This window comes from Methylobacterium sp. E-046 (assembly GCF_022829625.1).
GTDB classification, from domain to species: domain Bacteria; phylum Pseudomonadota; class Alphaproteobacteria; order Rhizobiales; family Beijerinckiaceae; genus Methylobacterium; species Methylobacterium longum.
Window position 1 is genome coordinate 22,664 of the sequence record NZ_JAKSYP010000183.1, and the last position, 26,098, is coordinate 48,761.

Sequence of the window (26,098 nt, forward strand, 5' to 3'; positions counted from 1 at the left end):
ATGGCCACGAGATCGCCAGCACCGGACCGACCGTCGCCGACCGCCTCCGCGGCATGGCGCGCCTTCGCGCAGAGCTTCGTCGCCTGCGCTGTTCTGGCAGGCGCGACGGCGCTGATCTTCGTCGCGGCCCTCGATCCCTACGGTTTACGGGCCGCACCCGGACGGCCGCCGGGCCCGATCATGGATGCCAACCAGCGGCTGTCCTACCCGCAGATCGCCCGCGGCGGCAGGTTCGATGCGGCGGTGTTCGGCACGTCCACCGCGCGGCTGCTCGACCCGGATGCCCTGGACGCGGCCTTCGGCGCCACGTTCGCGAATCTGGCGGTCAACGCCGCGACCCCGGATGAGCAGATCCGTCTCGCGGACCTGTTCCTGGCTGGCCGACCGGTCCGGGTCATCCTGTTCGGGCTCGACACGACGTGGTGCGCCGCCGATCCGCCGACACGGACCGCCAACGCCTTCCCCGACTGGCTCTACGCGGAGGCTGTATCCTGGGGCGCTCTGCGGCAGGCCAGCCTGCGCTCCGTGACGGTGGCGTTCCAGGCCGGTCTGGCGCGGCTCGGCCTGGAACGGCCGCGCATCCGCCGGGACGGTTACGCCGTCTTCACACCGTCGGAGGACCGGTACGATCCGGAGCGGGCGCACGCCCACATCCAGGCCGGCGCCCTCGATCCGGCCGCGCACGCGGACGCCCCCGACTCGGCAATGCCCGCGCTGACGCGGCTCGACCAGCTCCTCGGTCGAGTTCCGGCGGATGCGCTGAAGCTCGTGGCGTTCATGCCGGTGCACGTTGTGGCGCAGGGTACCCCGGGGACGCCGGCGGGGCGGCGCGAGGCCGCCTGCAAGGCGCGCGTCGCGGCGATCGGCGCACGACGCGGCGCGGTGGTGGTGGATTTCCGCATCCGATCGCCGATCACCGCGCAGGACGCGCATTACTGGGACGCGCTGCACTACCGCCTGCCGATCGCGGCGCGCATCGTACAGGATCTGAAGGACGCCGTGGCGCGCGGGACGAGCGATCCCGCGGGCGATTTTCAAGTGCTCGCACGCCCCTGACGGGTTGGATCAGGCGGCCGCACGCTCCGCGCGCGCCCATCCCTCCCGGGTGGCGCTGCAGTAATCGCCGTACCGCCCATCCCGGATCGCCGCCCGGGCGCCGGCCATCAGGTCCTGATAATAAGCGAGGTTGTTCCAAGTCAGCAGCATCATCCCGAGTATCTCATTCGACCGAACCAGATGATGCAGGTAGGCGCGGGAGTAATCCCGGGCAGCTGGGCACGTCGAGGCGTCGTCGAGCGGCGCCGTGTCCTCCGCGTGGCGGGCGTTGCGCAGGTTGATCCGGCCGTGGCGCGTGTAGGCAAGCCCGTGGCGCCCGGCGCGGGTCGGCATCACGCAGTCGAACATGTCGATGCCGCGGGCGACCGCGCCCAGGATGTCGTCCGGCGTGCCGACACCCATCAGGTAGCGAGGCTTGGCCTGCGGCAGATGCGGTTCCACCGTCTCGATCATGGCGAACATCACCGCCTGCGGCTCGCCCACCGCGAGGCCGCCGACCGCGTAGCCCTTCAAGTCGAGGTCGGTCAGGGAGCGGGCGCTCTCGATCCGGAGCGCCGGAACGTCGCCACCTTGAACGATGCCGAACATCGCGCGGCCGGGCTGCTCGCCGAAGGCGATACGGCAGCGTTCGGCCCAGCGCAGGGACAGGTGCATCGCCTTCTCGATGGCGCCGTGCTCGGCCGGGAGGCGGACGCACTCGTCGAGCTGCATCTGTATGTCGGAGCCGAGCAGGCCCTGGATCTCGATGGATCGCTCCGGGCTCATGTGGTGGGCCGTGCCGTCGATGTGCGAGCGGAAGGTGACGCCCTGCTCGTCGATCTTCCGCAGCGCCGAGAGGGACATGACCTGGAAGCCGCCGGAATCCGTCAGAATCGGCCGGTCCCAGTTCATGAATCGGTGCAGGCCGCCGAGCCGTGCCATCCGCTCGGCGCCCGGCCGCAGCATGAGATGGTAGGTGTTCCCGAGCACCACGTCGGCGCCGAGGTCGCGGACCTGCTCCGGATACATCGCCTTCACGGTCGCCGCCGTCCCGACCGGCATGAAGGCCGGCGTTCTGATGGTGCCGCGGGCCGTGGCAATCTCACCCGTGCGGGCGGTGCCGTCCTGCGCGACGAGGGTGAAGCCGAAAGGGACGGAGTCGGTCATGGTACATCCGCGCCCGGGCCCGGGAAGAGCAGGCTGGCGTCACCGTAGGAGTAGAACCGGTATCCGCTCTGGATCGCGTGCGCGTAGGCGGCCTGCATGGTCTCCAAGCCCGAGAAGGCGGAGACAAGCATGAAGAGGGTCGAACGCGGCAGGTGGAAGTTGGTCATCAGCGCGTCGATGGCGCGAAATCGGTAGCCGGGCGTAATGAAGATGTCGGTAGGGCCCGAGAAGGCCGCGAGCCGCCCATCCGGACCGGCGGCGCTTTCGAGGAGGCGGAGAGCCGTCGTGCCGACGGCCACGATCCGACCGCCCGCGGCGCGGACGGCGTTGAGCGCTCCGGCCGTGGCGGCGTCGAGATGGCCGACCTCCGCGTGCATCCGATGGCTCTCCGTATCCTCTGCCTTGACGGGCAGGAAGGTGCCGGCACCCACGTGAAGGGTCACGTGGTGGCGTTGCAGCCCGGCGGCGTCGAGGTCCGCCAGCAACGCCTCTGAGAAGTGCAGGCCCGCGGTCGGGGCCGCGACGGCGCCGAGATTGCGGGCATAGACCGTCTGGTAATCGGTCGCGTCCCGAACATCGGTGGCGCGCTTGCCGGCGATGTAGGGGGGCAACGGCAGGGCGCCTTCGGCCGCGACGGCCGCGTCGAGGTCCGAGCCGGCCCGATCGAACTCGAGCAGGATCTCGCCGGCCTCCGCTTTCCCCACCACCACGGCCGTAAGGTCGCCGAAGCGCAGCGTATCGGTGGGGCTGAGCCGCTTGGCCGGTCGTGCGAAGGCGCGCCAGCGGGCGGGCGCCTCCCGCAGATGCAGCAGAACCTCGGTTCGCTGGCCGGGCGCGCCGGGACGCGTGCGCACGCCGGTGAGCCGGGCCGGGATCACCCGCGTGTCGTTAAAGACCAAGGCGTCGCCCGCCCGCAGGGCGCCAGGCAGGTCACGCACCATTTTGTCCGCCAGCGGCGCGCCGGGGCGCACCACGAGCATTCGCCCGGTGTCGCGCGGCTCGGCCGGACGCAGGGCGATGCTGGTCTCCGGAAGATCGAAATCGAAGAGGTCCACGCGCATCGCCGGCTGCCTGCACCGAACGGCAGCAGGTTTCAACCGCGGAACCGGTGCGGGGCGTGCCCGTTTTCCGCGTCACCGAGACGCGAGAAGCTCCGCCGATGCCCTGGTACGCCGTGCGACCCCGAGATGAAGCCGACCCGCGCTGGCCTTTGCCGGGAAAGGTCGAGATCGTTCTGAAGGCGGAGAATCCTGAGAGCGCTCGGACGAAGTTCGAGGCGGCCTATCCGAGTCAGCCTTTCGGCAGTCCGGCCCTGTCGGTGCCCAACGCCGGCGTGGGGAGCTTCCGTGGGGATGCCGATGCGCTGACTGTGACCGAAACGGGCGAGCCGCCCGCATCGCGGGATTGAGGCCGATGACGATATCGAGCCACCCCGGACGGGTCACGTTGGATGGCCAACTCCTCGGCTACTGGGAGCGGGAGGCAGCGCGTCTGGATGCCCTAGCCACCGGGTCGCGCTTTGCTTGGCAACGCCGCAGGTACCTTCGGAAGGCGGAGGTTGCCCGCGCCAAGGCAGAGCTCAGCCGCCAGCGCGAGGCTACGCGTGGTCAGGACGGAAGCGCGTCGGAGACTTAGCTAGGGCTAAGAATTTTTCGGTGCCCTAGAACCTTTGCCGTGGCCTTGGCCGTGTGTCGTCCCTTAAGGGGCCAGCGACTCGCAGACGGCGCACACCATGGACCGCACACAGAAAGCCGCCCTCCTGAGCGCCGGCGTCGGCCTCGCCGTCACCGCCCTCAAATTCTATGCCGCTGCCGCCACCGGCAGCCTCGCCCTGTATTCCGACGCACTGGAAAGCATCATCAACGTCGTTGCGGCGGTGGGCGCCTTCGTGGCCCTGCGGGTGGCTGCGCGACCGGCGGACGAAGATCATCCCTATGGCCACCACAAGGCCGAGTTCTTCTCGGCGGTCATCGAAGGTGCGCTGATCGTCGTTGCGGCGCTCCTGATCCTGCGGGACGCCTATTTCGGTCTTCTCGCCCCCAAGCCCCTCGACGCGCCGGTGCTCGGCCTCGCCATCAATTTCGGCGCGAGCATCATCAATGCCGTCTGGGCCTTCGCGCTGATGCGGTGGGGCCGAATGTGGCGCTCACCGGCCCTCATTGCCGACGCTCGGCACGTCTTCGCGGATGTCGTGACATCCTGCGGTGTACTCGCCGGCGTGAGTGCGGTTCTCGCGACGGGCTACCCCGTCCTCGATCCGGCCGTGGCTGGCTTGGTGGCGCTCCACATCCTCTGGTCCGGTTTCCAGATGGTTCGGGAATCCGTCGACGGTCTGATGGATCGCGCTGCCTCACCCGAACTGATCGCGGAGATTCGAACGCTGATCTCGAAGCATGGTGAGGGCGCCTTGGAAGCCCATGATGTGCGGACGCGATCCGCCGGTCAGGCCACCTTCATCGACTTCCATCTGGTCGTGCCGGGAACGATGACGGTCGAGGATTCGCATTCCATCTGCGACCGCCTGGAAAGCGCTCTCGAGACGACGATCACCGGGGCCGTCGTGACGATCCACGTCGAGCCGGCAGCGGAAGCGAAGGCACACGGCTTGCCGGTCCTCTAGGCGACGGTCTCGCTGATGCGGCGGCCCCGGAGGAGGGCTCGCCCGGTACGATAGGCACGCGCGCGAACACGATCTACGTGCCGCTGACCTGCCTGAACACGGAAGGACTCGTCCATGGTAAGCGACCCGTCAGCCCGATGGTCACCGTCGTGCTGCGCCCTGACCGGTCCGACGGGGCGACCCCGTACTGGAACACCAACCACGATGCGACGCGCACCTCCGACCGGGGGGCCGTCGATTGTGGGGGACGACGACCTTGTCGACTCATCGAGTCTTCTCCAACCTGTGCCTCAGCTCCAGGCATGGGACGGCGGGTTCACGCCGTTCAACGCATGATTGCCGATGATGGCATACTTCCAGCGCACCGGATCGTGGAGCGTGTGCGTCCGGGCGTTGCGCCAGTGGCGATCGAGATTCTCCGCTGCCAGCGTCGAGCGGGTGCCCGAAAGCTCGAAGAGCTTGTTCGAGGCCGCCAGCGCGACTTCAGTGGTGAGGACCTTGGCTTCCGCTACGGACAGTTGCGCCGCCGCGACACTCTCGGCGGTCGGACGAGCGACTGCGTCGTCGAGGGCGAGGCCGGCCCGATCCAGCAACGCTTCGGCGGCGTGCTGGCGGATGGTCAGATCGCCGATCGCCTGAATGGTGTACGGGTCTTCGGAGGCGCGCTCCAGCCCGCTGTCGATCCACGGCCGCGCCTTCTCGCGCACGAAGCGTATCGTGTCGTCCAGGGCTTCACGCCCAATCCCGGCGTCGACGGCCCCCTGAATGATCTGAAATACCGCCCCATCCGCGGTCGGCGCCGCGTAGCCCTTCCAAGCTGGGACAAGGTGGCTCCTGGGCACCCGCACGGCATCGATGAGAACCGTGCCGCTCGCGGTGCCGCGTTGGCCGAAGCTCGACCAGTCGTCGAGCACGGTGAGGCCCGGCGCATCCCGCGCCGCGATGGCGTACCAGGCCCGACCCTCGTCATCGAGGGCCACGATCGGCACGCGGTGAGCCAGAAGCGCCCCCGTGGCGTAGAACTTCTCGCCGCGCACGACCACATGGTCGCCGTGATCGGTGAAGCGCGTGTCAAAGTCCGCCGCCCGCTTGGTGCCGCGCTCCGAGAACGCGTTGCCGAACCGGATGCCGCTGAGCACCTCGTCGAACAGGAGTCGCTTCTGCGCCTCGTCCGAGACCGTGCGGATCGCCGCCACGATGCCGAGGTGGTTCTGCGCGATCTGCGCGATGGCTGGATCGGCCGCCGCGATGATCGCGATCACCCGGGCGAGGGTGCGGTACGAGACCTCGGGCCCACCAAAAGCCCGCGGCACGTTGATCGACCACAGTCCACTCTGCGAGAAGGCATCCAGTTCAGCGAGGGGACGTACGGACGCGCGGTCACGCTCCGAGGCGCCTGCCCGGAACGCAGTCGCGAGCCGATGGGCGACGGCGAGTGCCTCGGCGTCGTCACGGATGACGTGGGCGGGAACGGGTGACCGGGTGGGGCCCGGTGTGCCTCTGGGATTCTCCGGCGCGAGCGTGCGCGCATCGACGGCGACGTTCATGATGCAACTCCGACAGGACAGGATTTCGCAGTCTTACGCGGCGCTCAGGCCGCCTGGGCTCGCGTCTCGCGGGCGGCTTCCAGGGCGCGGACGCGCGGGATCACGTGCTGCCCGAAATAAGCGACCTCTTCTTGGAAGTGCAGGAACGCCAGCAAGGCCAGATCGGCGCCCGCATCCTTGAGGGCGAAGATCCGCTCGGCGATCTGGTCCGGCGTGCCAATCAGGTTGGTCTTGAAACCGTCATTGTACTGGACGAGGTCCTCGAAGCTGGATTGCGCCCAGTTGCCTTCGCCCTCTGGCGAGGACTTGCCGGCGTTCTTTGCCTCATGGCCAAAGGCCTTCACGGCATCTGGATCAGCGCCGTCGATGATCTCCTGAAGGACGGCGCGGGCCTCCTCCTCGGTATCACGGGCGATCACGAAGGCATTCACGCCGATCCGCGGGCGATTGCCAGTCTCGTCTGCCTTGGCACGGATGTCGTCCACCTGAAGGCGGATGTTTTCCGGCGTGTTGCCGTTGGTGAAGTACCAGTCGGACACGCGCGCCGCCATGTCGCGCGCCGCCCGCGACGAGCCCCCCTGAAAGATCTCCGGCAGGGACTGAGCGGGCTTCGGCTTCAGGGTGTAGTTGCTGTAGCGGTAGAAGTCGCCGCGGAAGGTGAAATTGTCCTCGGTCCAGATCCCGCGCAGGCTTCGGATGAACTCCTCCGATCGGCGGTAGCGTTCGTCGTGGTCCAGCCAGGGCTCACCGATGGCGCGGAACTCGCCCGAGAACCATCCCGAAACGATGTTGACCGCGACGCGGCCTTCGGTGAGTTGCGAGATCGTCGCGATCTGCTTCGCAGCGAGCGTCGGATTCCAAGGCCCCGGCAGGATCGCGGCAATTACCTTGAGGCGCGTGGTCGCCGCAAGTAGTGCGTGGCTGAAGGCGACGGACTCGTGCTGATATTCGGCGCCGTATCCCGCAGTGAAGCGGATCTGCGTCAGGCCGTAATCGAAGCCCGCCTCCTCGGCGATCTGCGCAAGCTTGCGGTTGTACGCCGCGTCCCAGCTCGTCCGCTGCGGGATCTTGCTGATGACGAGACCGCCCGACACATTGGGTACCCAATAGGCGAAGCGGATCGGTTCGGGAGGCGATGTATCGCTATGAGAATTGGTCATCCGGCATTACCTCGCATGAGCGGCGCACACGCGCCGTCTTACCTGCTGTCGATCGCCGTGAACTGAATACAACATGCAGAACGCGGGCAATCACGCAAGGACACGGAAAGTATTCCGACGCGGAGCCCGCAGGTCAAAGGAACACGTTACTTTTTTTATGACAGTAATGACGATGCTCTGCTACGGAGAGCGTATCGCATGCACGATTATCCTACGCCGTCAGCGTGCGATCCGGCTCGTGTAGGCGACGCCACGCGTAGACCGAGAAGACGCCGATCAGGCACGCGGCGAGGCCGAACCACGTGAACGCGTATTGCAGGTGGTTGTTCGGCAGGTCGATGCGCAGTTGCCCACCTCGTGGCCACGTGGTCTGATCCGGCACCGCATCCGCCTCGATCAGGTAAGGGGCCGCATCTGCGAGGCCGCGGGCAGCCGCGATGCCGGCGACGTCGCGGTTGAACCATTCGCCCAGCGTCGGATCGGGTTCCGGCACGAACATGGTCCGGGGTTCGCTGGCCCGAAGAATGCCAGTGACCTCTGTCGGCCCCTCGATCAGACCGTTCCGGCGGTCACCCTGCGCCTTCAACTCGGTCGGCACGAAGCCGCGATTGATCAGTACCAAGCCGCCATCTTCGCGCGCGAACGGCGTGAGGACGTAGTAGCCCTGAAGCGCCCGGCCCGGCGTCTCACCGGCAGCGAGGCCGTGGACCAGCGTTTCCCGGTCGTTGAGAAAGCGGCCCGTCACGCGGACGTGGCGAAACTCGTCGCGATTCGGCTCCCAGGTCGCCGACGACGGCGGCGGCACCGGCTCGGCACGGGTCTGGCGCAGGATCCGGGTGATGAGATCCTCCTTCCAGGCCCTGCGCTCGAGTTGCCAGGTCCCCAGGCCCAGAAGGATCGCGAGGGCGATCAGGGATGCCATCCCCGGCGCGATCAGGTCACGCCACGCCGGCCGCGATGATCCCGACCGGTTCACGGCTCGAAGCGTCCCTGCTCGGCCTTGTTGCTGTATTGCAGCGCGATCAACATGCCCTTCAGCGGACGGACCAGGATCAGGCTGAGACCGATCGAGAGCGTCGTGGCCACCAGGGCGTGGACCCAGATCGGCGGCTCGTAGGTGATCTCCATCCAGAGGGCGAGGCCGACCACGATCAGTCCCACGATCGACATCACGAAGAACGCCGGTCCATCGGCCGAATCGAAGTGCGTATAGTCGAGGCCGCACGCCTCGCAGGAGGGGCGCAGGGTCAAGTAGCCCTTGAACAGGTGACCCTCGCCGCAGCGCGGGCATCGGCCGCGCAAACCCGTCGGGATCGGCGGCGGCGGCGAATAGGTGCGTTGGTCCACGTGCACACTCCAGACCGATCCGGGAAACCGCTTCCGGACGACGCCCGGAGCATTCCATCGATATGGGGATCCCATCGCGCCGAAACGAAAAAGGGCGGCCCAAGCCGCCCTTCGCAGACCCGCCATGCATCAGCGAGATGGATCGCCGTCAGTGGGCGCCACCGCCGTGGAAGACACCCGAACCCCACACGTAGATGGCGGCGAACAGGAACAGCCACACGACATCGACGAAGTGCCAGTACCAGGCCGCGAACTCGAAGCCGAGATGCTGACGGGTGGTGAACTCGCCCGCATAGGTCCGGAACAGGCACACTGCCAGGAAGATGGTGCCGATGATGACGTGGGCGCCGTGGAAGCCCGTCGCCATGAAGAAGGTCGACGAGTAGATGCTGCCCGAGAAGCCGAACTCGGCGTGGCTGTACTCGTAGGCCTGGCAGGCCGTGAACAGCACGCCGAGGATGATGGTCAGCCACAGACCATACTTCAGACCCTTGCGATCACCTTCGAGCAGCGCGTGGTGCGCCCAGGTCACCGTGGTGCCTGAGGTGAGAAGGATGAGAGTGTTCAGGAGCGGCAGGTGCCAGGGATCGAAGGCTTCGATGCCCTTCGGGGGCCAGACGCCGCCGGTGAATTCCACGCGGGAGACCTGGATCGGATCGGCGGTATAGAGGGCAGCCTCGAAATACGCCCAGAACCACGCCACGAAGAACATCACCTCGGAGGCGATGAACATCATCATGCCGTACCGGTGATGGAGCTGCACGACACGGGTGTGATCGCCCGAATTGGCCTCGTGCGCCACGTCCTTCCACCACGAGTACATCGTGTAGAGGACGCCTATCGCACCGGCGCCGAAGATGTACGGGCCGGGCGTCAAGGTACCGATCTGGAGGCTTTTCATCCAGAAGACAGCGCCGAACGCCATCAGAAAGCCCGAGAAGGCCCCGATCAGCGGCCATGGACTTGGATTCAGGATGTGAAAGTCGTGATTCTTGGCATGCGCCTCGGCCATCGTCCCGTCGCTCCTCACCCTTGCGCCCCGCGCCGTTCCCGGCATTCGGCCTTACGCTGCTTGCCCTTGGCTGGACGCGACCGAGACCCCGCCCAAGCTTGCCGGCACGTTTAGTCTGTGCGGGTCCGTCTTGTCACGGTCCCGCGATCAGAAATCGCCCTTCGATCCGGAAGACGCTGAATTCGCCACACTCCCCGTCACCGGCTGACCGTTCTTGGCGGCGAAGTAGGTGTAGGACAGCGTCATCTCGGACAGGTGCGCGGTGTTCGAGTCGTCCCGGACCGCCGGATCAACGTAGAACACCACCGGAACGTCCAGGGTTTCACCGGGTTGAAGCGTCTGCTCGTTGAAGCAGAAACAGGCGATCTTCACGAAGTAGCTGCCCATCAGGCCGGGCTGGACGTTGAACGTCGCCACACCCGTCGACGGTTTGGATCCGGTGTTCTGCACGCGGAAGAACACCGTCTTGGTCTCCCCCAACGTGGCCTCGACGCGGTTCGCCTCGGGGGCGAACTTCCACGCCAGACCCGGGGCCACGTTCGTGTCGAAATGCACCACCATGCTGTCGTGGGCCCGCGCCGCCGACGCGGCGAGGGCGGGGCCCTGACGCGGGGTCCCGTCGTAACCCGTCGCCTTGCAGAAGGCGTCGTAGAGCGGCACCGACGCGAAGGCGAGCCCGATCATCCCGATCGCCAGACCCGCGCAGGCGAAGGCCGTCCGGGTGGCCCCACGTCCGGGGTTGGCACGGGGTGTCATCATCGCGCCCTCCTTACATCGGCCGGCTGAGGATCTGCGGTCCGAGTTTGACGATCGTCAACACGAAGAAGAGCAGCACCCAGGCACCGAGCGCCAACGCGATGGCGATCGACCGCTTGCGGCGCCGCGCCTCCTCCTCCGGCGTCAGGGGACGGTGCTGGACCTCGGGATTCCCCATGGCGGTCAGCCCAGGACCGGCCGGAACAGGCCGAAGCTCTGCTCGGCGAGAAGCGCCGAGAACAGGGCGAACAGGTAGAGGATCGAGAAGCCGAACATGCCCATTGCAGCGCGCTTCTCCGCCTCGCCGTGGCGGTTCCGGAGCACGCGGATGCTGAAGGCGATCATGCCCACACCGCCCACGAGGCCGATCACCGCGTAGAGGAGGCCTCCGAAGCCCAACGCAACAGGCACGAGACCGAGCGGCGCAAGGAACAGCGAGTACCATACGATCTGCCGGCGGGTGGAAGCCGGTCCGGCCACGTTCGGCATCATCGGGATGCCGGCGCGGGCGTATTCGTCGGCCTTGATGAGCGCCAGCGCCCAGAAGTGCGGCGGCGTCCAGATGAAGATGATGGCGAACAGGATCAGGGACTCGATTCCGACCGACCCGGTCACCACGGCCTGGCCGATCACGGGCGGCAGCGCGCCGGCGGCCCCGCCGATGACGATGTTCTGCGCGGTCGCTCGCTTCAACCACATGGAGTAGACCACCGCGTAGAACACGATGGTGAAGGCGAGGAGCGCGGCGGCCAGGAGATTGGCGGCCAGCCCCAGCACCACCACCGAGGCCACCGACAGGAACAGCCCGAAGCCGAGGGCCTCCTCGGACGTGATCTTGCCCGCAGGAATCGGCCGCTTTGCCGTGCGGCTCATCACGGCGTCGATGTCGGCATCCCACCACATGTTGAGGCAGCCGGAGGCCCCGGCGCCGATCGCGATGGCGAGCAGGGAAATCGCGCCGATGGCCGGCTGCACGTGGCCCTGCGACACGACCATCCCGACCAGGGCGGTGAAGATCACGAGGACCATCACCCGCGGCTTCAGCAGGGCGAAGTAATCCGGCACATCCCCGCCTGCGGCCGAGAGGGCCGGAGCTGGGACGTCCGGTCCGATGCTGTTCGTCAGGCTCGTCATCGCGTCTGCTGCTGCTGTGCCGGCGCCCGGCCACGCGCGTCACGGCCGAGTCACGTTACGAATTCGACGTGTTTCAAGGGACGGCGCGAGTGGGGCCCGGGACTGCTCCCCGGCCCGTGCTCGTCGCCCTCAGCGCTCGCCCTTGCCGGGAGGCCGCGGATCGGCCACCGGGGAAGGGCGAGGGCCGCCGAAGCGGCCCTCGCGGTGTGTCTATCAGTGCGCGCCCGGCTCGTCGACGATGCGGGGCAGCGTCTCGAACTGGTGGAACGGGGGCGGCGAGGAGAGCGTCCACTCGAGGGTGGTGGCGCCTTCACCCCATGGATTGTCCGCGGCCCGCTCCTTGGAGCGGAAGGCCAGGACCACGCCGATCACGAACACGAACATGCCGAGACCAAAGATGTGGCCGCCGTAGGTCGATACCTTGTGCCACTGTGCGAAGGCATCCGGATAGTCGGCGTAGCGACGCGGCATGCCGGCGAGACCGAGGAAGTGCATCGGGAAGAACAGGACGTTCGCTCCGATGAAGGCCAGCCAGAAGTGCAACTTGCCGGCCCATTCCGGGATGATGTGACCGGTCATCTTCGGGAACCAGTAGTAGATGCCGGCGAAGATGATGAACACGGCGCCGAGCGAGAGCACGTAGTGGAAGTGCGCGACCACGTAGTAGGTGTCGTGCAGGTACTTATCGACCGCCGAGTTGGCCAGCACGACGCCGGTCACACCGCCGACCGTGAAGAGGAAGATGAAGCCCACCGCCCAGTGCATCGCGGCGGTGAAGCGGATGGAGCCGCCCCACATGGTGGCGATCCACGAGAAGATCTTCACGCCGGTCGGGACCGCGATCACCATCGTGGCGAACACGAAGTAGGACTGCGTCTGGAGCGAGAGGCCGACGGTGTACATGTGGTGGGCCCACACGACGAAGCCGACGACGCCGATCGCCACCATGGCGTAGGCCATCGCGAGGTAGCCGAAGACCGGCTTGCGGGAGAACGTCGCGATGATGTGCGAGACGATGCCGAAGGCCGGCAGGATCATGATGTAGACTTCGGGGTGACCGAAGAACCAGAACAGGTGCTGATACAGGATCGGATCGCCACCGCCGGCCGGGTCGAAGAAGGTCGTGCCGAAGTTGCGGTCTGTGAGCAGCATCGTGATGGCGCCCGCGAGAACCGGCAGCGACAGGAGCAGCAGGAACGCGGTGACCAGCTCGGCCCAGGCGAAGAGCGGCATCTTGTGCAGCGTCATGCCGGGGGCGCGCATGTTCAGGATGGTGGTGATGAAGTTGATCGCGCCGAGGATCGAACCAGCGCCCGACAGGTGCAGGGCGAAGATCGCGAAGTCGACGGCCGGGCCGGGATGGCCGGCGGTCGAGAGCGGCGGATAGACGGTCCAACCGGTGCCCGCACCGGACGCGCCCGGCGCGCCCTCGACGAACAGCGAGCACAGCAGGGAGCAGAAGCCCGCCACCGTCAGCCAGAACGAAATGTTGTTCATGCGCGGAAACGCCATGTCGGGCGCGCCGATCATGAGGGGCACGAACCAGTTGCCGAAGCCGCCGATCAGCGCCGGCATCACCATGAAGAACACCATGATGAGGCCATGGCCCGTGACGAACACGTTGTAGGTCGCGGGGTTCGAGAAATACTGCAGGCCGGGCGCTTCCATCTCCATCCGGATGCCGAAGGAGAGGAACGCGCCGATCATGCCGGCACAGAAGGCGAAGAGCAGGTAGAGGGTGCCGATGTCCTTGTGGTTGGTCGACAGGAACCAGCGGGCGAAGAACGACGGCTTGTGGTCGTGGACCTCGTGGGCCTCGGCATGGGCTGCGGCTGTAGCCATGGATTCGGGTGCCTTGTGGATCTGATGGGTTCGGTTCGGTCAGCCGGGGCTCAGCGCGCCTCGGCGAAGCTCGTGCCGTTGTCGATGCGGGCGTACTTGGTCTTCGCTTCCTTGAGCCAGTCGGCGTAGGCTTGCTCGCTCACCACGCGGACCACGATCGGCATGTAGGCGTGGCGCTGGCCGCAGAGCTCGGAGCACTGGCCGTGGAAGGTGCCTTCCTTGTCGGCCTGGAACCACATCTGGTTCAGTCGGCCGGGAACGGCGTCGATCTTGAAGCCGAAGGCCGGCATTGCCCAGGAGTGCAGGACGTCGGCCGCGGTCACCTGGATCTTCACGATCTTGCCGACCGGGACCACCATCTCGTTGTCGGTCTGCAGCAGGCGCGGTTGCTTGTCTTCGTCGATGTTGGCGTCGAAGGTGAAGCCGCCGCCGTTCTCGGTCTGCGGGTACTCGTAAGACCAATACCAGGCGTGACCGATGACCTTGACGATCATGTCGGCCTTCGGATCCGAGAGCTGCGTGCGCAGCAGGCGGAAGGACGGGATCGCGACGGCGACGAGGATCAGCACCGGCACGATCGTCCAGGCGATCTCGATGGCGGTGTTGTGCGTCGTGCGCGAGGGCGTCGGGTTTCGCTTCTCGCCGAACCGGAAGATGCACCACAGGATCAGGCCCAGCACGAAGACCGAGATCGCCAGCGACAGCCAGTGAAGGCCGACCTCGAAGCTGAGGATGTCGCGACCGTTCTCGGTCACCTGGACCTGCCGGCTCATCTCCCACGGGACCGGCTGACCGAATCCCGCCGCCAGCGCGCCACTAACTGGGAAGAGCGAAGCGCCGAGGGCGGCGAGGCTCCAGAGTGACCGGTTGATCGTCCGCACCGTTCGCATCTGCCTCTCGTGGCTCCCCTGAACTGTCTGGCTACTGTCGGACATTCCGTCTTGATCGCGAGCGGGATTGTACCGACGTGACGGAGTAGCGGTTGTGTCACCCGGCATTATCCGACCGGGGCTTCAGACCACAAGGGCCGCCGAGGTGCAACCGCACAAGCGTCGCATCGGGCGCTTTCCAGGCAGTTCGCGGGCGCACGTGGCCCGCTCGCACAAGGGCGACGGGGTTGTCCACGGTTGGCATTGCCGGGTCCCCGCCCCACCGGATACGTGTTCGGCTCGAATAGGAGTGCTGGATGTCTTGGGAACCGGAGTGTCGACCCGGCGAGCTGCCCCCCGCCTCGGAGCAGGTGCCGATGCAGGTCATGGCCTATACGGGCGGCAAGCCTCGGCCGGGAGTTCGCGTGCTCGCCGCGGAGGTGCCGGTCAACCTCATCTACGGCAGCGTGCCGCACGCGGTGATGATGGCCACCCCCGTCGACCTGGAGGATTTCGCCTGCGGCTTCAGCCTCACGGAAGGGATCGTCGAAGGCATCGAGGAGATTCGAGAGACGCGGGTTGAGACCGGACCGGATGGGGTGCGGCTTCATGTCGAGCTGGCCCCCGGGCGCCTGCGCGAGCACTTGGCTCGCAAGCGCGCGATCAGCGGTCGCACCGGGTGCGGGGTCTGCGGCATCGAGGATCTCAGCGATCTCCCCTGGGCCGAGCGGCGGGCCGGGGGGACGGTGCAGGTGACGCTCCCGGCCATCGCGCGGGCGCTGTCGTCGCTGGATGCCGCTCAGAAGTTGGGAGCCGAGACCCGGGCGGTTCACGCCGCTGCCTGGGCGCGGCTCGACGGCAGCCTCGTCGCTGTCCGTGAGGATGTCGGCCGCCACAACGCCCTGGACAAGCTGATCGGCGCCTTGATGCGGGCCGGGACGGATACCGATGCGGGCTTTCTGGTGATCACCAGCCGCTGTTCCTTCGAGATGGTCGAGAAGGCCGCCCGCCTCGGAGCGGCCATCATCGTCGCGATCTCAGCGCCGACCGCCCTGGCCCTCGAACGTGCCCGCGCGCACGCGATAACGCTCTGCGCCATCGCGCGCGCCGACACGGTCACGATCTTCACCGGCGCGGAGCGGCTGATACCCGTCGAACCGGCTTATTGAGCGGCGCCCTGGTCCCTGTCGACCGTGCCCGGAACGATGGTCGCACCGCCGATCACCCGCACGGGCTTCTTCTCCGAAGGCGGATCCTTCCAATCCTTCGGCGCCGGTTTGGGTGCCTCCGCAACCACCGTCTCGGCAGGCTTGTCCGGCGCCGCGGCGCCGGGCGTTGCCGGCTGAGCCTTCCCGATGGAGGCCTCCCGGGGATCGGCCTTCACATCCGCCTTCGCATCCCGTCTGGCCCCGGCCTTGCCCGCTTCGGCGGGTGCGACGGTGGGGGCGGGCGCCTCAGGGCTGGTACGAAGCGATGGACGGAGTTCGGGCGGTTTAGCGGGGACCGCGCGCGCGACTTTACGCGGAACGCCGGACCGGCCGCCGGCATCGGGGTTGACGCCGTCGGGATTCAGCTCCGGCCGCATGGCCTCGCCGGCCGGCCTGCGCTGAAGCCGCAGGGGCTGGGTTTCATCGAAGGGCGAGGGTCGCGCAACGCGTCGGGGCGCAGCCTCTTCCTCGGTCCAGCCGAAGCCGGGCGCCGGGCGCTCGAGCCGCGCATAGGTTTCCGGAGCATTGACGCGCCTCTGGCCGACGATTGCGCCGGCGGCCGGATCGACGAGCAGGCGGACCGGAGCCCCGGTGGGGCTCACCGCATCCACGACGTAGACGCGCCCGTCGAAGCGCGGACGACTCAGGTCGGTGAAGCCGCGGTCCGCCAGACGCCACGCGACCACGCGCGGCGGCAAGATCTCGTCTTCGAATGCAAATTGCGCGTGGGCATTGCCGCAGAGCCCCAGCATGGCGCTACCCGCCACGAGCGCTGCGCAGAACGCCTGGTTCGTCAACATGCGGAGGCGCGGGGCCGATCTGCTCTTCATCGTCACTCTTGTACGTTCTCGGTTTGGAGACCCGGCAGAGTGTCCGGTTTCCGGCATGGTCCGGGCCGGCGAACCCGGGCCTCGACCATGCCGGCGAGGTCGTTGCCCCGCATGCCGCTTGTGCTCGGCCTGGCTCGTAGACCGCGCGATTCGGGCGAGAATGCGGAAGCTGCGCGTTCGCGTCGTCCGTGGAGTCGCGGCATCCTTGCCGCACCGGTCGCCAGTCACTTGCTGAAAGCAGTTCGATCTGGCAGTTTCGTGACTTAGGACAGCACAACTGTCCCATCGGCCGTGCACCCCGGCCGTCGCCGACTCGCGCGTGGGCGAGAAATCCGGCAGACGGATACGGGCGCGCCAGCGCACCGCTCCTTCGAGCGGTCTGGGTCCTCGATGAAGGCAAGTCGACGGGGGCGTCCCAGCGGGACCGACCGGACGGCCTGCGACATGAGGTCAGAGCGCAGGGCGCCGACGGCTTGCGGGCATGAAAGATGCTCGCGGGTTCAAGGGCTGCGGACGGATTCGAGGGAAGGACGAGACGAAGCATGTCACAACGCAGACCCGCCGAAGAGTTTGCTGTGTCCTCGGTCCACGCCGCCGCTCCGCGCGGTGGCGCGATGCCGCTCGTCGTGCGCGATCCCGCCCTCCCGAAAGCTCAGGGTGCCTACGATCCCGCGAACGAGCGCGACGCCTGCGGTGTCGGGTTCATCGCCGACATGCACGACCGGCGCACCCACGCGATCGTCGCTCAGGGTCTGAAGATCCTGGAGAACCTGGATCACCGCGGCGCGGTCGGCGCGGACCCGAAGATGGGCGATGGCTGCGGCATCCTCACGCAAATTCCGCACGGCTTCTTCGCCGACGAATGCTCGCGCCTCGGCTTCGAACTGCCGCCGGCCGGCGCTTACGCGATCGGCCAGTTCTTCCTGCCCAAGGCCGAGGAGCCGCGGGCGATCATCCAAGACATCGTGGAATCCGTCCTGGCCTCCGAAGGGCTGCCGGTGCTCGGCTGGCGGGACGTGCCGGTCGATCCGGAGGATCTCGGTGCGGCCGTGAAGGCTACGGAGCCCCATCACCGGCAGGTCTTCATTGGCCTGCCCGCATCGGTCTCCGACCAGGACGTCTTCGAACGCCGGGTCTACGTCGCCCGCAAGGCGATTTCCAACAAGGTCTACGCCCTCGACGATCCGCGGGTGAAGGAATTCTACCCGGTCTCCGTGTCGACCCGGACCATCGTTTACAAGGGCATGGTGCTGGTCACGCAGCTCGGCGGCTACTTCCTCGACCTGAAGGACGATCGCTTCGTCTCCGCGATTGCCCTCGTGCACCAGCGCTTCGCCACCAACACCTTCCCGACCTGGCGTCTATCGCACCCCTACCGGATGGTGGCGCATAACGGCGAGATCAACACGCTGCGCGGCAACGTCAATTGGATGGCGGCCCGTCAGGCAAGCGTGGATTCCGATCTCTTCGGCAACGACATCTCGAAGCTGTGGCCGATCTCCTACGAGGGACAGTCCGACACCGCCTGCTTCGACAACGCCCTCGAGTTCCTGGTGCAGGGCGGTTACCCGCTTGCCCACGCGATGATGATGCTGATCCCGGAGGCCTGGGCCGGCAACCCGCTGATGAGCGAGGAGCGGCGGGCCTTCTACGAGTATCACGCCGCCCTGATGGAGCCGTGGGACGGCCCCGCCGCCGTGGCCTTCACGGATGGCCGCCAGATCGGCGCCACCCTCGACCGCAACGGTCTGCGCCCGGCGCGCTACATCGTGACCGACGACGGCCTCGTCGTGCTCGCCTCCGAGATGGGCACCCTGCCGATCCCGGACGAGAAGATCGTGCAGTCCTGGCGCCTCCAGCCGGGCCGCATGCTGCTGATCGACCTCCAGAAAGGCCGCATCGTCTCCGACGAGGAGATCAAGGGCGAGCTGGCGGCCGCGCATCCCTATGCCGAATGGGTGAAGAACACCCAGATCGTGCTGGAGGACTTGCGTCCGGTGCAGCCGCGCGAGTCGCGTGGTGACGTCGGCCTCCTCGATCGCCAGCAGGCCTTCGGGTACACGCAGGAAGATCTCAAGCTGCTGATGCAGCCCATGGCCGTCACCGGCCAGGAGGCGGTCGGCTCGATGGGCACGGACACGCCGCTCTCGGCCCTCTCCGAGAAGTCGAAGCTGCTCTACACCTACTTCAAGCAGAACTTCGCGCAGGTGACGAACCCGCCGATCGACCCGATCCGCGAGGAGGCCGTGATGAGCCTCGTCTCGTTCATCGGGCCGCGGCCGAACCTCCTCGACATGGAGGGCGCGTCCCGGCGCAAGCGCCTGGAAGTACGCCAGCCAATCCTGACGAACGGCGACCTGGAGAAGATCCGCTCGATCGGCCATTTCGAGGACCGGTTCGATACCAAGACCCTGGACATGACCTACCCGGCCGAGTCGGGCGCGCAGGCCATGGACGGAGCGCTCGATCGCCTCTGCGACCGCGCCGAAGCGGCGGTGCGCGGCGGCTATAATATCATCGTGCTGACCGACCGGGCGGTCGGGCCGGACAGGATCCCGATTCCGGCGCTGCTCGCCACCGCATCCGTGCACAATTACCTGATCCGGAAGGGCCTGCGGACCTCGGTCGGCTTGGTGGTCGAGTCGGGCGAGCCGCGCGAGGTGCATCACTTCGCGTGTCTGGCGGGCTACGGCGCCGAGGCGATCAATCCGTACCTCGCCTTCGAAACCCTCTTGGAGATGAAGGACGAGTTTCCGCCGGATTTCACCGACGATGAGATCATCTACCGCTACATCAAGGCGATCGATAAGGGCTTGCTGAAGGTGATGTCCAAGATGGGCATCTCGACCTATCAGTCCTATTGCGGAGCGCAGATCTTCGACGCGGTCGGCCTGAACTCGACCTTCGTGGGTCGGGACTTCTTCGGCACGGCGACGACGATCGAGGGTGTCGGCATGGCCGAGATCGCCGAGGAGACGGTGCGCCGTCACCGGGACGCCTTCGGCGACGCACCGGTTTATCGGAACGCGCTGGATGTCGGCGGCGAGTACGCCTACCGGCTGCGGGGCGAGACCCACACCTGGACGCCCGACACCGTGGCGACGCTGCAGCACGCGGTGCGCCTCAACGTGCCGGAGCGCTATCGGGAATATGCCGAGCTGGTGAACCGCCAGGAACACCAGCTGAAGACGCTCCGCGGCCTGTTCCGCATCAAGTCGGCCTCGGAGATCGGCCGTGCGCCGGTTCCCATCGAGTCAGTCGAGCCGGCCTCCGAGATCGTCAAGCGCTTCGCCACGGGCGCTATGTCGTACGGCTCCATCTCCAAGGAGGCGCACGAGACGCTGGCCATCGCGCTGAACTCGTTCGGCGGCCGCTCGAACTCGGGTGAGGGCGGCGAGGAGGTGGAGCGGTTCAAGCCGCTGCCGGACGGGCGGTCGCGCCGGTCCTCGATCAAGCAGGTGGCCTCCGGCCGCTTCGGCGTCACGACGGAATATCTCGTCAATTCCGACATGATGCAGATCAAGGTCGCGCAGGGCGCCAAGCCCGGCGAGGGCGGCCAGCTGCCCGGCCACAAGGTCGACGCCAAGATCGCCAAGGTCCGGTACGCCACGCCGGGCGTCGGCCTGATTTCGCCGCCGCCGCACCACGACATCTACTCCATCGAGGATCTCGCCCAGCTGATCTTCGACCTGAAGAACGTGAACCCGGCGGCCGACGTGTCGGTGAAGCTCGTCTCCGAGGTTGGCGTCGGCACCGTGGCGGCGGGCGTCGCCAAGGCCCGGGCCGATCACATCACCATCTCCGGGTTCGACGGCGGCACCGGCGCGGCGCCGCTGACCTCGCTGAAGCACGCGGGCGGCCCCTGGGAAACCGGTTTGGCCGAGACTCAGCAAACGCTGGTGCTCAACAATTTGCGCGGTCGCGTCGCCCTCCAGGCGGACGGCGGCATTCGCACCGGGCGCGACGTGATCATCGCAGCGTTGCTCGGCGCCGATCAGATGGGCTTCTCGACCGCCCCGCTGATTGCGGCCGGCTGCATCATGATGCGCAAGTGCCACCTGAACACGTGCCCGGTCGGCGTGGCCACGCAGGATCCCGTGCTGCGCAAGCGCTTCAAGGGCACGCCCGAACACGTCGTGAACTACTTCTTCTTCGTGGCCGAAGAGGTGCGCGAGATCCTGGCGTCGCTCGGCTTCACCAAGCTGGAGGAGGCGGTCGGTCGCTCGGACGTGCTCGACAAGGTCGAGGCCATCGCCCACTGGAAGGCGCGGGGACTCAACTTCGCCAAGCTGTTTCACCGGCCAAAGGTGGATGAGGGTACGGCGATCCGCCACGTCGATGTGCAGCACCATCCGATCGACACGGTCCTCGACCGGCGCCTGATCGAGGGGGCTAAGCACGCGATCGAGACCGGCGAATCGGTGGTGTTGACAGACACGATCCGGAACTCGGACCGGGCCGCCGGGGCGATGCTGTCCGGCATGGTCGCGAAAGCACACGGTCACGAGGGACTGCCCGACGACACCATCGTGGTGAAGCTCAGCGGCACCGCCGGCCAGAGCTTCGGCGCCTGGGTGGCGGCGGGGGTGACGATCGAGCTGACCGGCCACGGCAACGACTACGTCGGCAAGGGTCTGTCGGGCGGCAAGCTGATCATCCGGCCGAGCGACGCGCTGAAATCGCCGCCGGACCGGACCATCATGGTGGGCAACACCGTGCTGTACGGGGCGATCGCCGGCGAGTGCTACATCCGCGGTTCGGCGGGCGAGCGCTTCGCGGTGCGCAACTCGGGTGCCATCACGGTGGTCGAAGGCATGGGTGACCACGGCTGCGAGTACATGACCGGCGGCGTCGTCGTGTCGATCGGCGAGACCGGCCGCAACTTCGCCGCCGGCATGTCGGGCGGCATCGCGTACGTGCTCGATGAGGACGGCTCGTTCTCGGCGCGTTGCAACCTGTCGATGGTCGACCTCGAGCCGGTCGAGGAGGAGGACGACCTGATGCGTCGCTTCCATCAGGACGGCGACCTGGAAACCAAGGGGCGGGTGGACATCCTGGCCGACATGTCGGGCCACGACGAGGAACGGCTGACGCAGCTCATCAAGAACCACCTCAAGTACACGGGCAGCCCGCGCGCGAAGGCGATCCTCGACGATTGGTCGGCCTATCGCACCAAGTTCGTGAAGGTGATGCCGGTGGAGTACCGCCGCGCACTCCGCGAGATGGAAATGGCGCGGATGCCGGTCGCCGCTGAATAGGCGGCCTTCGAGGCCGGGCGGCGCACCGCCCGGTCACGCATGCAGCATACAAGACGACGCGGGCAGCGCAGTCAGGGACTGGCCGGCCCAGGGGCTGACCAATGGGCAAGATCACAGGCTTTCTTGAGTTCGACCGGCAGGAGCAGAAGTACCAGCTCGCCGCCGACCGGGTGCGGCACTTCCGCGAATTCACGCTGCCGCTCGACGAGCACGACCTCACGAAGCAGGCGGCGCGCTGCATGGATTGCGGCATCCCGTTCTGCCACGGCCCGACCGGCTGCCCGGTCCACAACCAGATCCCGGACTGGAACGACCTGGTCTTCCAGTCGGATTGGGAGGAGGCCTCGCGGAATCTCCATTCCACGAACAACTTTCCCGAGTTCACCGGCCGCGTCTGCCCCGCACCCTGCGAAGAGGCCTGCACGCTGAACCTCGAGAACCAGCCGGTCGCCATCAAGACGATCGAGCAGGCGATCGCCGACCGCGCCTGGAACATGGGCTGGGTCAAGCCCGAGCCGGCGCAGATGCGGACCGGCAAGCGCGTCGCGATCGTCGGCTCGGGCCCGGCTGGCATGGCGGCCGCGCAGCAGCTGGCCCGGGTCGGTCACGACGTCCACGTCTTCGAGCGTGAGCCGAAGGCCGGAGGCCTGCTCCGCTACGGCATCCCAGACTTCAAGATGGAGAAGCGCCACATCGATCGGCGGGTACGCCAGATGGAGGCCGAGGGCGTGGTCTTCCACTACAACCAGAACATCGGCGTGACGAAGCCGGTCGAGGAGCTGAAGGCCGAGTTCGACGCCGTGATGTTCTGCGGCGGCGCGGAGGATCCGCGCAACCCGCAGTTGCCCGGACAGGACCTTGAGGGCGTGCATTACGCGATGCCCTATCTCGTCCAGTCGAACCGGCGGGTGAACAACGAGCCGATGCGCGGCAACGGCGAACTGCCGATCCTGGCGAGCGGCAAGAACGTCGTGGTGATCGGTGGCGGCGACACGGCCTCCGATTGCGTCGGCACCGCGTTTCGGCAGGGCGCCCTCTCGGTCACGCAGCTCGACATTCGTCCGCGGCCGCCGGAGCGCGAGGACAAGCTGTCGGTGTGGCCCTACTGGCCGACCAAGATGCGCACCTCCTCGAGCCAGGCCGAGGGTGCGGAGCGCGAGTTCCAGGCCGCAACGCTCCGGGTCGAGGGCAACAAGAAGGGCCGGGTCACCGGCGTCGTCTGCGCCCGGGTCGACGCCAAGCGTCAGCCGATCAGCGGCTCAGAATTTGTCCTGCCCGCCGACCTCGTCTTCATGGCGATCGGCTTTGCCGGCTCCGTGCAGAAGGGTCTCTTGGAGCAGTCCGGCATCGGCGTGAGCAAGCGCGGCAACGTCGAGGCGAACGAGGAGGATTACCGCACCTCCGACGCGAAGATCTGGGCGGCCGGCGATATGCGGCGCGGCCAGTCGCTGGTGGTCTGGGCGATCCGGGAAGGGCGGCAGGCCGCGCGCGCCATCGACGAGACGCTGATGGGCGCAACGGTCCTGCCCCGGTAGGTCACCGCCGATCGGACGCGGCGATGTTTCACGGGGCAGCCCGGCGATCAGCCGGGCGGCCACCGGAAATCGTCGGCGCGGCCGGGCTGCGGCATCGGAGCGTTCCCGCGCAGCAGCGTCCGCTCCACGGTACCGAGATTGTCGGCGTCCCTCGGACGGGCATTCAGCAGCGTGCCCCCGGGCGAAACCTCAGCACGGCTCAAGGGCACCACCGGACCGGCTGCTGGCTTCACCGGCAGTGCTGGCACACCCGGCGGCTCCGGCAGGCTGGGCAGCATCGCGGTGATCTGGCGGTCGATCGCGGCGGTATCGGTCGGCTGACCGCTTCCGTCCAGGCTTGGTCCCGACACGGATGACGGAGAACTCGGCGCGACGGCCGCAGCCGGGGGCTGGTCGGCTGCCGGCGCCGCCGTACCCATGAGGCGCTTCAGTTCGACATCGGCGAAGTGGGCGAGCTTTCGGTCGCCGGCCTTCGTGAAATGAACGCCATCGGCGGTACGGAGCTTGGCGATCTGCCCCTCCGGATCGGGACCGGAGGCGGCGTAGCGATCCCGATCATCGACGAAGCCCGGCCAGATATCGACGTAGGTGGCGCCGGCTTTGGTCACGCTGTCGCGGACGATGTCGTTCATCGACGCGAGGTCGCGACTGAGCGCCTCGCTCTGCATCGGCGGGAGACCGACCCAGATTAGCGGGACCTTGCGATCGGTGAAGACCTTGATCAGGGCGTCGACGCGAGCCTTGTAAAGGACCCGCCACCGATCGGTCAGCGGTTCCGCCGTCTCGTCGCCCTCGCGGATCGGCTGCCGGTCGTTGGCGCCCAGCATGATCAGTGCGTATCGGACCTTCGGACTCACCTGCAGGTAATCCTGCGCCACCTTCGGCCAGTCGACCACGTCCTTGCGGGCGAGGCCGCTGTCCCCCTTGGCGCGGTCGATCACGGCCACGTCGGCATTGTCCTCGAAGACGTCATCGAGGCCTTTCGCCAAGTGGTCCGCCAGCGAGTCGCCGAAAATCGCGATCTGCACGCTCGGTTCGCTCTTGGCCACCGCCGGTTTCGCGGGCGTCGGGGCTCGGGCGGGGCGGACCCGGCGCTTGACCGCGGGCGGCGGTCGCTGCGCTTCCGTGGTGCCGTAGTTGGGACGCGGGCGCGGGGCGCGGTAGGTTCGCTCAGGCTGGGGCGCGACGGGCTGGGGCCTGTCTTCCCACGGCCAGTAGAACTGGCGCGGCGCCTCCTGTTGGGGGGCGTAGCGTGGCTGGCGCGCGTAGCTTCCGTCGTCGCGGTAATAGGCGTCCCGGGGGCGGCGACGCGGCGGAGCCTCGTAGTAGGCGCCGTTACTGGGCTGCTGATAGCCGTCGCCCCACTGGGCCCGCGCGGGCGCCGTGCCGAGCAGCGCCAGAACCGCCAACCCCAAGGCAGCCGCGAACCCGAACGGCAGCGGGTTCATCGAGGCATGCCGACCAGCGACTTTCATGCGCATTCCGCACTCTTTCGCCGGACGGAATCCGCCCGGCATCGACCCAGTATAGGGGAACTGGGCCGCGGGTCTAAATCACTCCGCAGTTTACGGCCGGGGCGCGGGCTTGCCCACCATCCGTGCCAGGAGGGCCGGCGTGGCATAACCGTCGGCCGGCAGTCCGACGCTGATCTGATAGCGCCGCACCGCCTCGCGCAGTCGAGGTCCCGCGCGGCCGTCACGCGGGCCCTCGTAGAATCCTGCCGCGCCGAGGCTGGCCTGGAGCGCCCGTAGACCGGGTCCGTCGAGGCGCAGTGACGCCGATGGCCAGGGTGCGGATAGGGGCGCACCACCGTCGAGCCGGTCAGCCAGATGCCCCACGGCGAGCGCGTAGGAGTCGGAGGTGTTGTAACCGCGGATGACCTCGAAATTGTCGGTGATCAGAAAGGCGGGCGCACCCACTCCGCCCGGCAGGAAGAGGCTGGCACGGCCCCGCCCAGGAAGAGGCTTGCCATCGGCGCGACCCACGCCGCGCTTGGCGAAATCGCCGAGTTCGCCCGTGTACTGAGACAGGTCGAAGCCGTCTGGCAGGCGCACCTCGTAGCCCCACGAGACCGTCGGGTTCCAGTTGAGATCCTTCAGATAGGCCGCGATCGACGCCAGCGAGTCCGCATCGCTGGTCCAGATATCGCGCCGTCCGTCGCCGTCGAAGTCGACCGCGTGCGTCAGGTAGGTGGACGGAAGAAACTGAACCTGGCCCATCGCACCGGCCCAGCTGCCACTCATGCGATCGGGCGCGACGTCGCCACGCTCGAGAATCGTGAGCGCCGCGAGGAGCTCGTCGCGGAACAGGGCGCCCCGATGCTGAGCCTCGGCCAACGTCGCCAGGGCTCGGATCGTGCGGACGCTGCCGGCACTGGCACCGAAATCCGACTCGATGCCCCAGATTGCCAGGATCACCGGCGCCGGGACCCCGTAGCGCGCCTCGATCGCCGTCAAGGTCGATGCTGCGGCCGCGGCCCGCGTGCGCCCGCGCGCGAGGCGACCACCCGAGACGGCGCCCACGAGGTATTCCCAGACCGGACGCACGAACTCGCTCTGACCGCGGGTCCTGGCGAGGATGGCAGGATCCGGACCGCTGATCCCCCGGAATGCGGCATCGAAGGTCGCCGCGGAGACGCCGCGCGCGGCGGCGTCCGGCCGCAAAGCCTCGACGAAGGTCCGGAAGGTGCCGTCCCTGCGCGCGCCCTCGGCGGCGCGGGCCGGAGCCGCGGCGAGGCACAGCGCCGCGGCGCACACGGCTCTGCGTGTGGGCATCCGG

Annotated in this window: 21 protein-coding genes; 6 read left to right on the forward strand and 15 right to left on the reverse strand. The window is 67.6% G+C overall.

Going from position 1 to position 26,098, the window contains the following annotated elements:
- The gene (locus MKK82_RS18410) at positions 1–1,056 is read left to right on the forward strand and encodes a hypothetical protein (RefSeq protein WP_238286322.1); all 1,056 of its coding nucleotides are present in this window, start codon (positions 1–3) and stop codon (positions 1,054–1,056) included.
- Positions 1,057–1,065: 9 nt separating this feature from the next.
- On the opposite strand, the gene tgt is transcribed toward MKK82_RS18410, so the two are convergent.
- On the reverse strand, positions 1,066–2,202 hold the full coding sequence (gene tgt / locus MKK82_RS18415) for a tRNA guanosine(34) transglycosylase Tgt (protein WP_238286324.1): 1,137 nt from the start codon (positions 2,200–2,202) through the stop codon (positions 1,066–1,068).
- On the reverse strand, positions 2,199–3,263 hold the full coding sequence (queA, locus tag MKK82_RS18420; protein WP_238286325.1) for a tRNA preQ1(34) S-adenosylmethionine ribosyltransferase-isomerase QueA: 1,065 nt from the start codon (positions 3,261–3,263) through the stop codon (positions 2,199–2,201). The genes tgt and queA overlap by 4 nt, the downstream gene beginning before the upstream one ends.
- A 98-nt stretch (positions 3,264–3,361) precedes the next feature.
- Here queA and MKK82_RS18425 point away from each other — a divergent pair, with 98 nt between their 5' ends.
- Positions 3,362–3,610, forward strand: a complete 249-nt coding sequence (locus MKK82_RS18425; protein ID WP_238286327.1) for a hypothetical protein — start codon at positions 3,362–3,364, stop codon at positions 3,608–3,610.
- Between the two features lie 324 nt (positions 3,611–3,934).
- On the forward strand, positions 3,935–4,822 hold the full coding sequence (locus tag MKK82_RS18435; protein ID WP_238286331.1) for a cation diffusion facilitator family transporter: 888 nt from the start codon (positions 3,935–3,937) through the stop codon (positions 4,820–4,822).
- Positions 4,823–5,112: 290 nt separating this feature from the next.
- Here MKK82_RS18435 and MKK82_RS18440 read toward each other — a convergent pair whose 3' ends face one another.
- The 10 genes from MKK82_RS18440 to coxB all read right to left on the reverse strand — a co-directional run bounded on the left by MKK82_RS18440 (position 5,113) and on the right by coxB (position 14,510).
- On the reverse strand, positions 5,113–6,369 hold the full coding sequence (locus tag MKK82_RS18440; protein WP_238286333.1) for an SfnB family sulfur acquisition oxidoreductase: 1,257 nt from the start codon (positions 6,367–6,369) through the stop codon (positions 5,113–5,115).
- Between the two features lie 44 nt (positions 6,370–6,413).
- Positions 6,414–7,529: a dimethylsulfone monooxygenase SfnG gene (gene sfnG / locus MKK82_RS18445; protein WP_238286334.1), complete on the reverse strand. Its 1,116-nt coding sequence runs from the start codon at positions 7,527–7,529 to the stop codon at positions 6,414–6,416.
- 211 nt (positions 7,530–7,740) lie between these two features.
- Positions 7,741–8,451 carry an SURF1 family protein gene (locus MKK82_RS18450; protein WP_238286336.1) on the reverse strand — a complete coding sequence of 237 codons (711 nt, stop codon included), beginning with the start codon at positions 8,449–8,451 and terminating at the stop codon, positions 7,741–7,743.
- 50 nt (positions 8,452–8,501) lie between these two features.
- A complete protein-coding gene (locus MKK82_RS18455) occupies positions 8,502–8,876 on the reverse strand; it encodes a DUF983 domain-containing protein (protein WP_238286337.1) in 375 nt (124 codons plus the stop codon).
- Positions 8,877–9,024: 148 nt separating this feature from the next.
- Positions 9,025–9,888 (reverse strand): cytochrome c oxidase subunit 3, encoded by an 864-nt coding sequence (locus tag MKK82_RS18460; protein WP_238286339.1) that lies wholly within the window; start codon positions 9,886–9,888, stop codon positions 9,025–9,027.
- Between the two features lie 147 nt (positions 9,889–10,035).
- Complete coding sequence (locus MKK82_RS18465) at positions 10,036–10,647, reverse strand: cytochrome c oxidase assembly protein (RefSeq protein ID WP_238286342.1); 612 nt, start codon at positions 10,645–10,647, stop codon at positions 10,036–10,038.
- Between the two features lie 10 nt (positions 10,648–10,657).
- Positions 10,658–10,822, reverse strand: a complete 165-nt coding sequence (locus tag MKK82_RS18470) for a hypothetical protein (protein WP_238286343.1) — start codon at positions 10,820–10,822, stop codon at positions 10,658–10,660.
- Between the two features lie 5 nt (positions 10,823–10,827).
- Positions 10,828–11,778 (reverse strand): heme o synthase, encoded by a 951-nt coding sequence (locus MKK82_RS18475; protein ID WP_238286344.1) that lies wholly within the window; start codon positions 11,776–11,778, stop codon positions 10,828–10,830.
- 213 nt (positions 11,779–11,991) lie between these two features.
- Entirely contained in the window at positions 11,992–13,620 is a 1,629-nt protein-coding gene (gene ctaD / locus MKK82_RS18480; protein ID WP_238286345.1) for a cytochrome c oxidase subunit I, read from the reverse strand.
- A 50-nt stretch (positions 13,621–13,670) separates the two neighbouring features.
- Positions 13,671–14,510, reverse strand: coding sequence for a cytochrome c oxidase subunit II (coxB, locus tag MKK82_RS18485; protein ID WP_238286346.1), 840 nt, complete (start codon positions 14,508–14,510; stop codon positions 13,671–13,673).
- Positions 14,511–14,806: 296 nt separating this feature from the next.
- On the opposite strand from coxB, the gene fdhD reads away from it, so the two are divergent.
- On the forward strand, positions 14,807–15,658 hold the full coding sequence (gene fdhD, locus MKK82_RS18490; RefSeq protein WP_238286347.1) for a formate dehydrogenase accessory sulfurtransferase FdhD: 852 nt from the start codon (positions 14,807–14,809) through the stop codon (positions 15,656–15,658).
- Here fdhD and MKK82_RS18495 read toward each other — a convergent pair.
- Positions 15,652–16,497, reverse strand: coding sequence for a hypothetical protein (locus MKK82_RS18495; RefSeq protein ID WP_238286578.1), 846 nt, complete (start codon positions 16,495–16,497; stop codon positions 15,652–15,654). The two genes, fdhD and MKK82_RS18495, sit on opposite strands and share 7 nt — an antisense overlap.
- A 572-nt stretch (positions 16,498–17,069) precedes the next feature.
- Here MKK82_RS18495 and gltB point away from each other — a divergent pair.
- Complete coding sequence (gene gltB / locus MKK82_RS18500) at positions 17,070–21,785, forward strand: glutamate synthase large subunit (RefSeq protein WP_409566823.1); 4,716 nt, start codon at positions 17,070–17,072, stop codon at positions 21,783–21,785.
- A 101-nt stretch (positions 21,786–21,886) separates the two neighbouring features.
- Complete coding sequence (locus tag MKK82_RS18505; RefSeq protein WP_238286348.1) at positions 21,887–23,320, forward strand: glutamate synthase subunit beta; 1,434 nt, start codon at positions 21,887–21,889, stop codon at positions 23,318–23,320.
- 47 nt (positions 23,321–23,367) lie between these two features.
- Here MKK82_RS18505 and MKK82_RS18510 read toward each other — a convergent pair whose 3' ends face one another.
- Both MKK82_RS18510 and MKK82_RS18515 read right to left on the reverse strand, forming a co-directional pair.
- Positions 23,368–24,801, reverse strand: a complete 1,434-nt coding sequence (locus tag MKK82_RS18510; RefSeq protein ID WP_373323291.1) for a DUF459 domain-containing protein — start codon at positions 24,799–24,801, stop codon at positions 23,368–23,370.
- Between the two features lie 84 nt (positions 24,802–24,885).
- The gene (locus MKK82_RS18515) at positions 24,886–26,094 is read right to left on the reverse strand and encodes a lytic murein transglycosylase (protein ID WP_238286350.1); all 1,209 of its coding nucleotides are present in this window, start codon (positions 26,092–26,094) and stop codon (positions 24,886–24,888) included.
- Between the last annotated feature and the right edge of the window lie 4 nt (positions 26,095–26,098).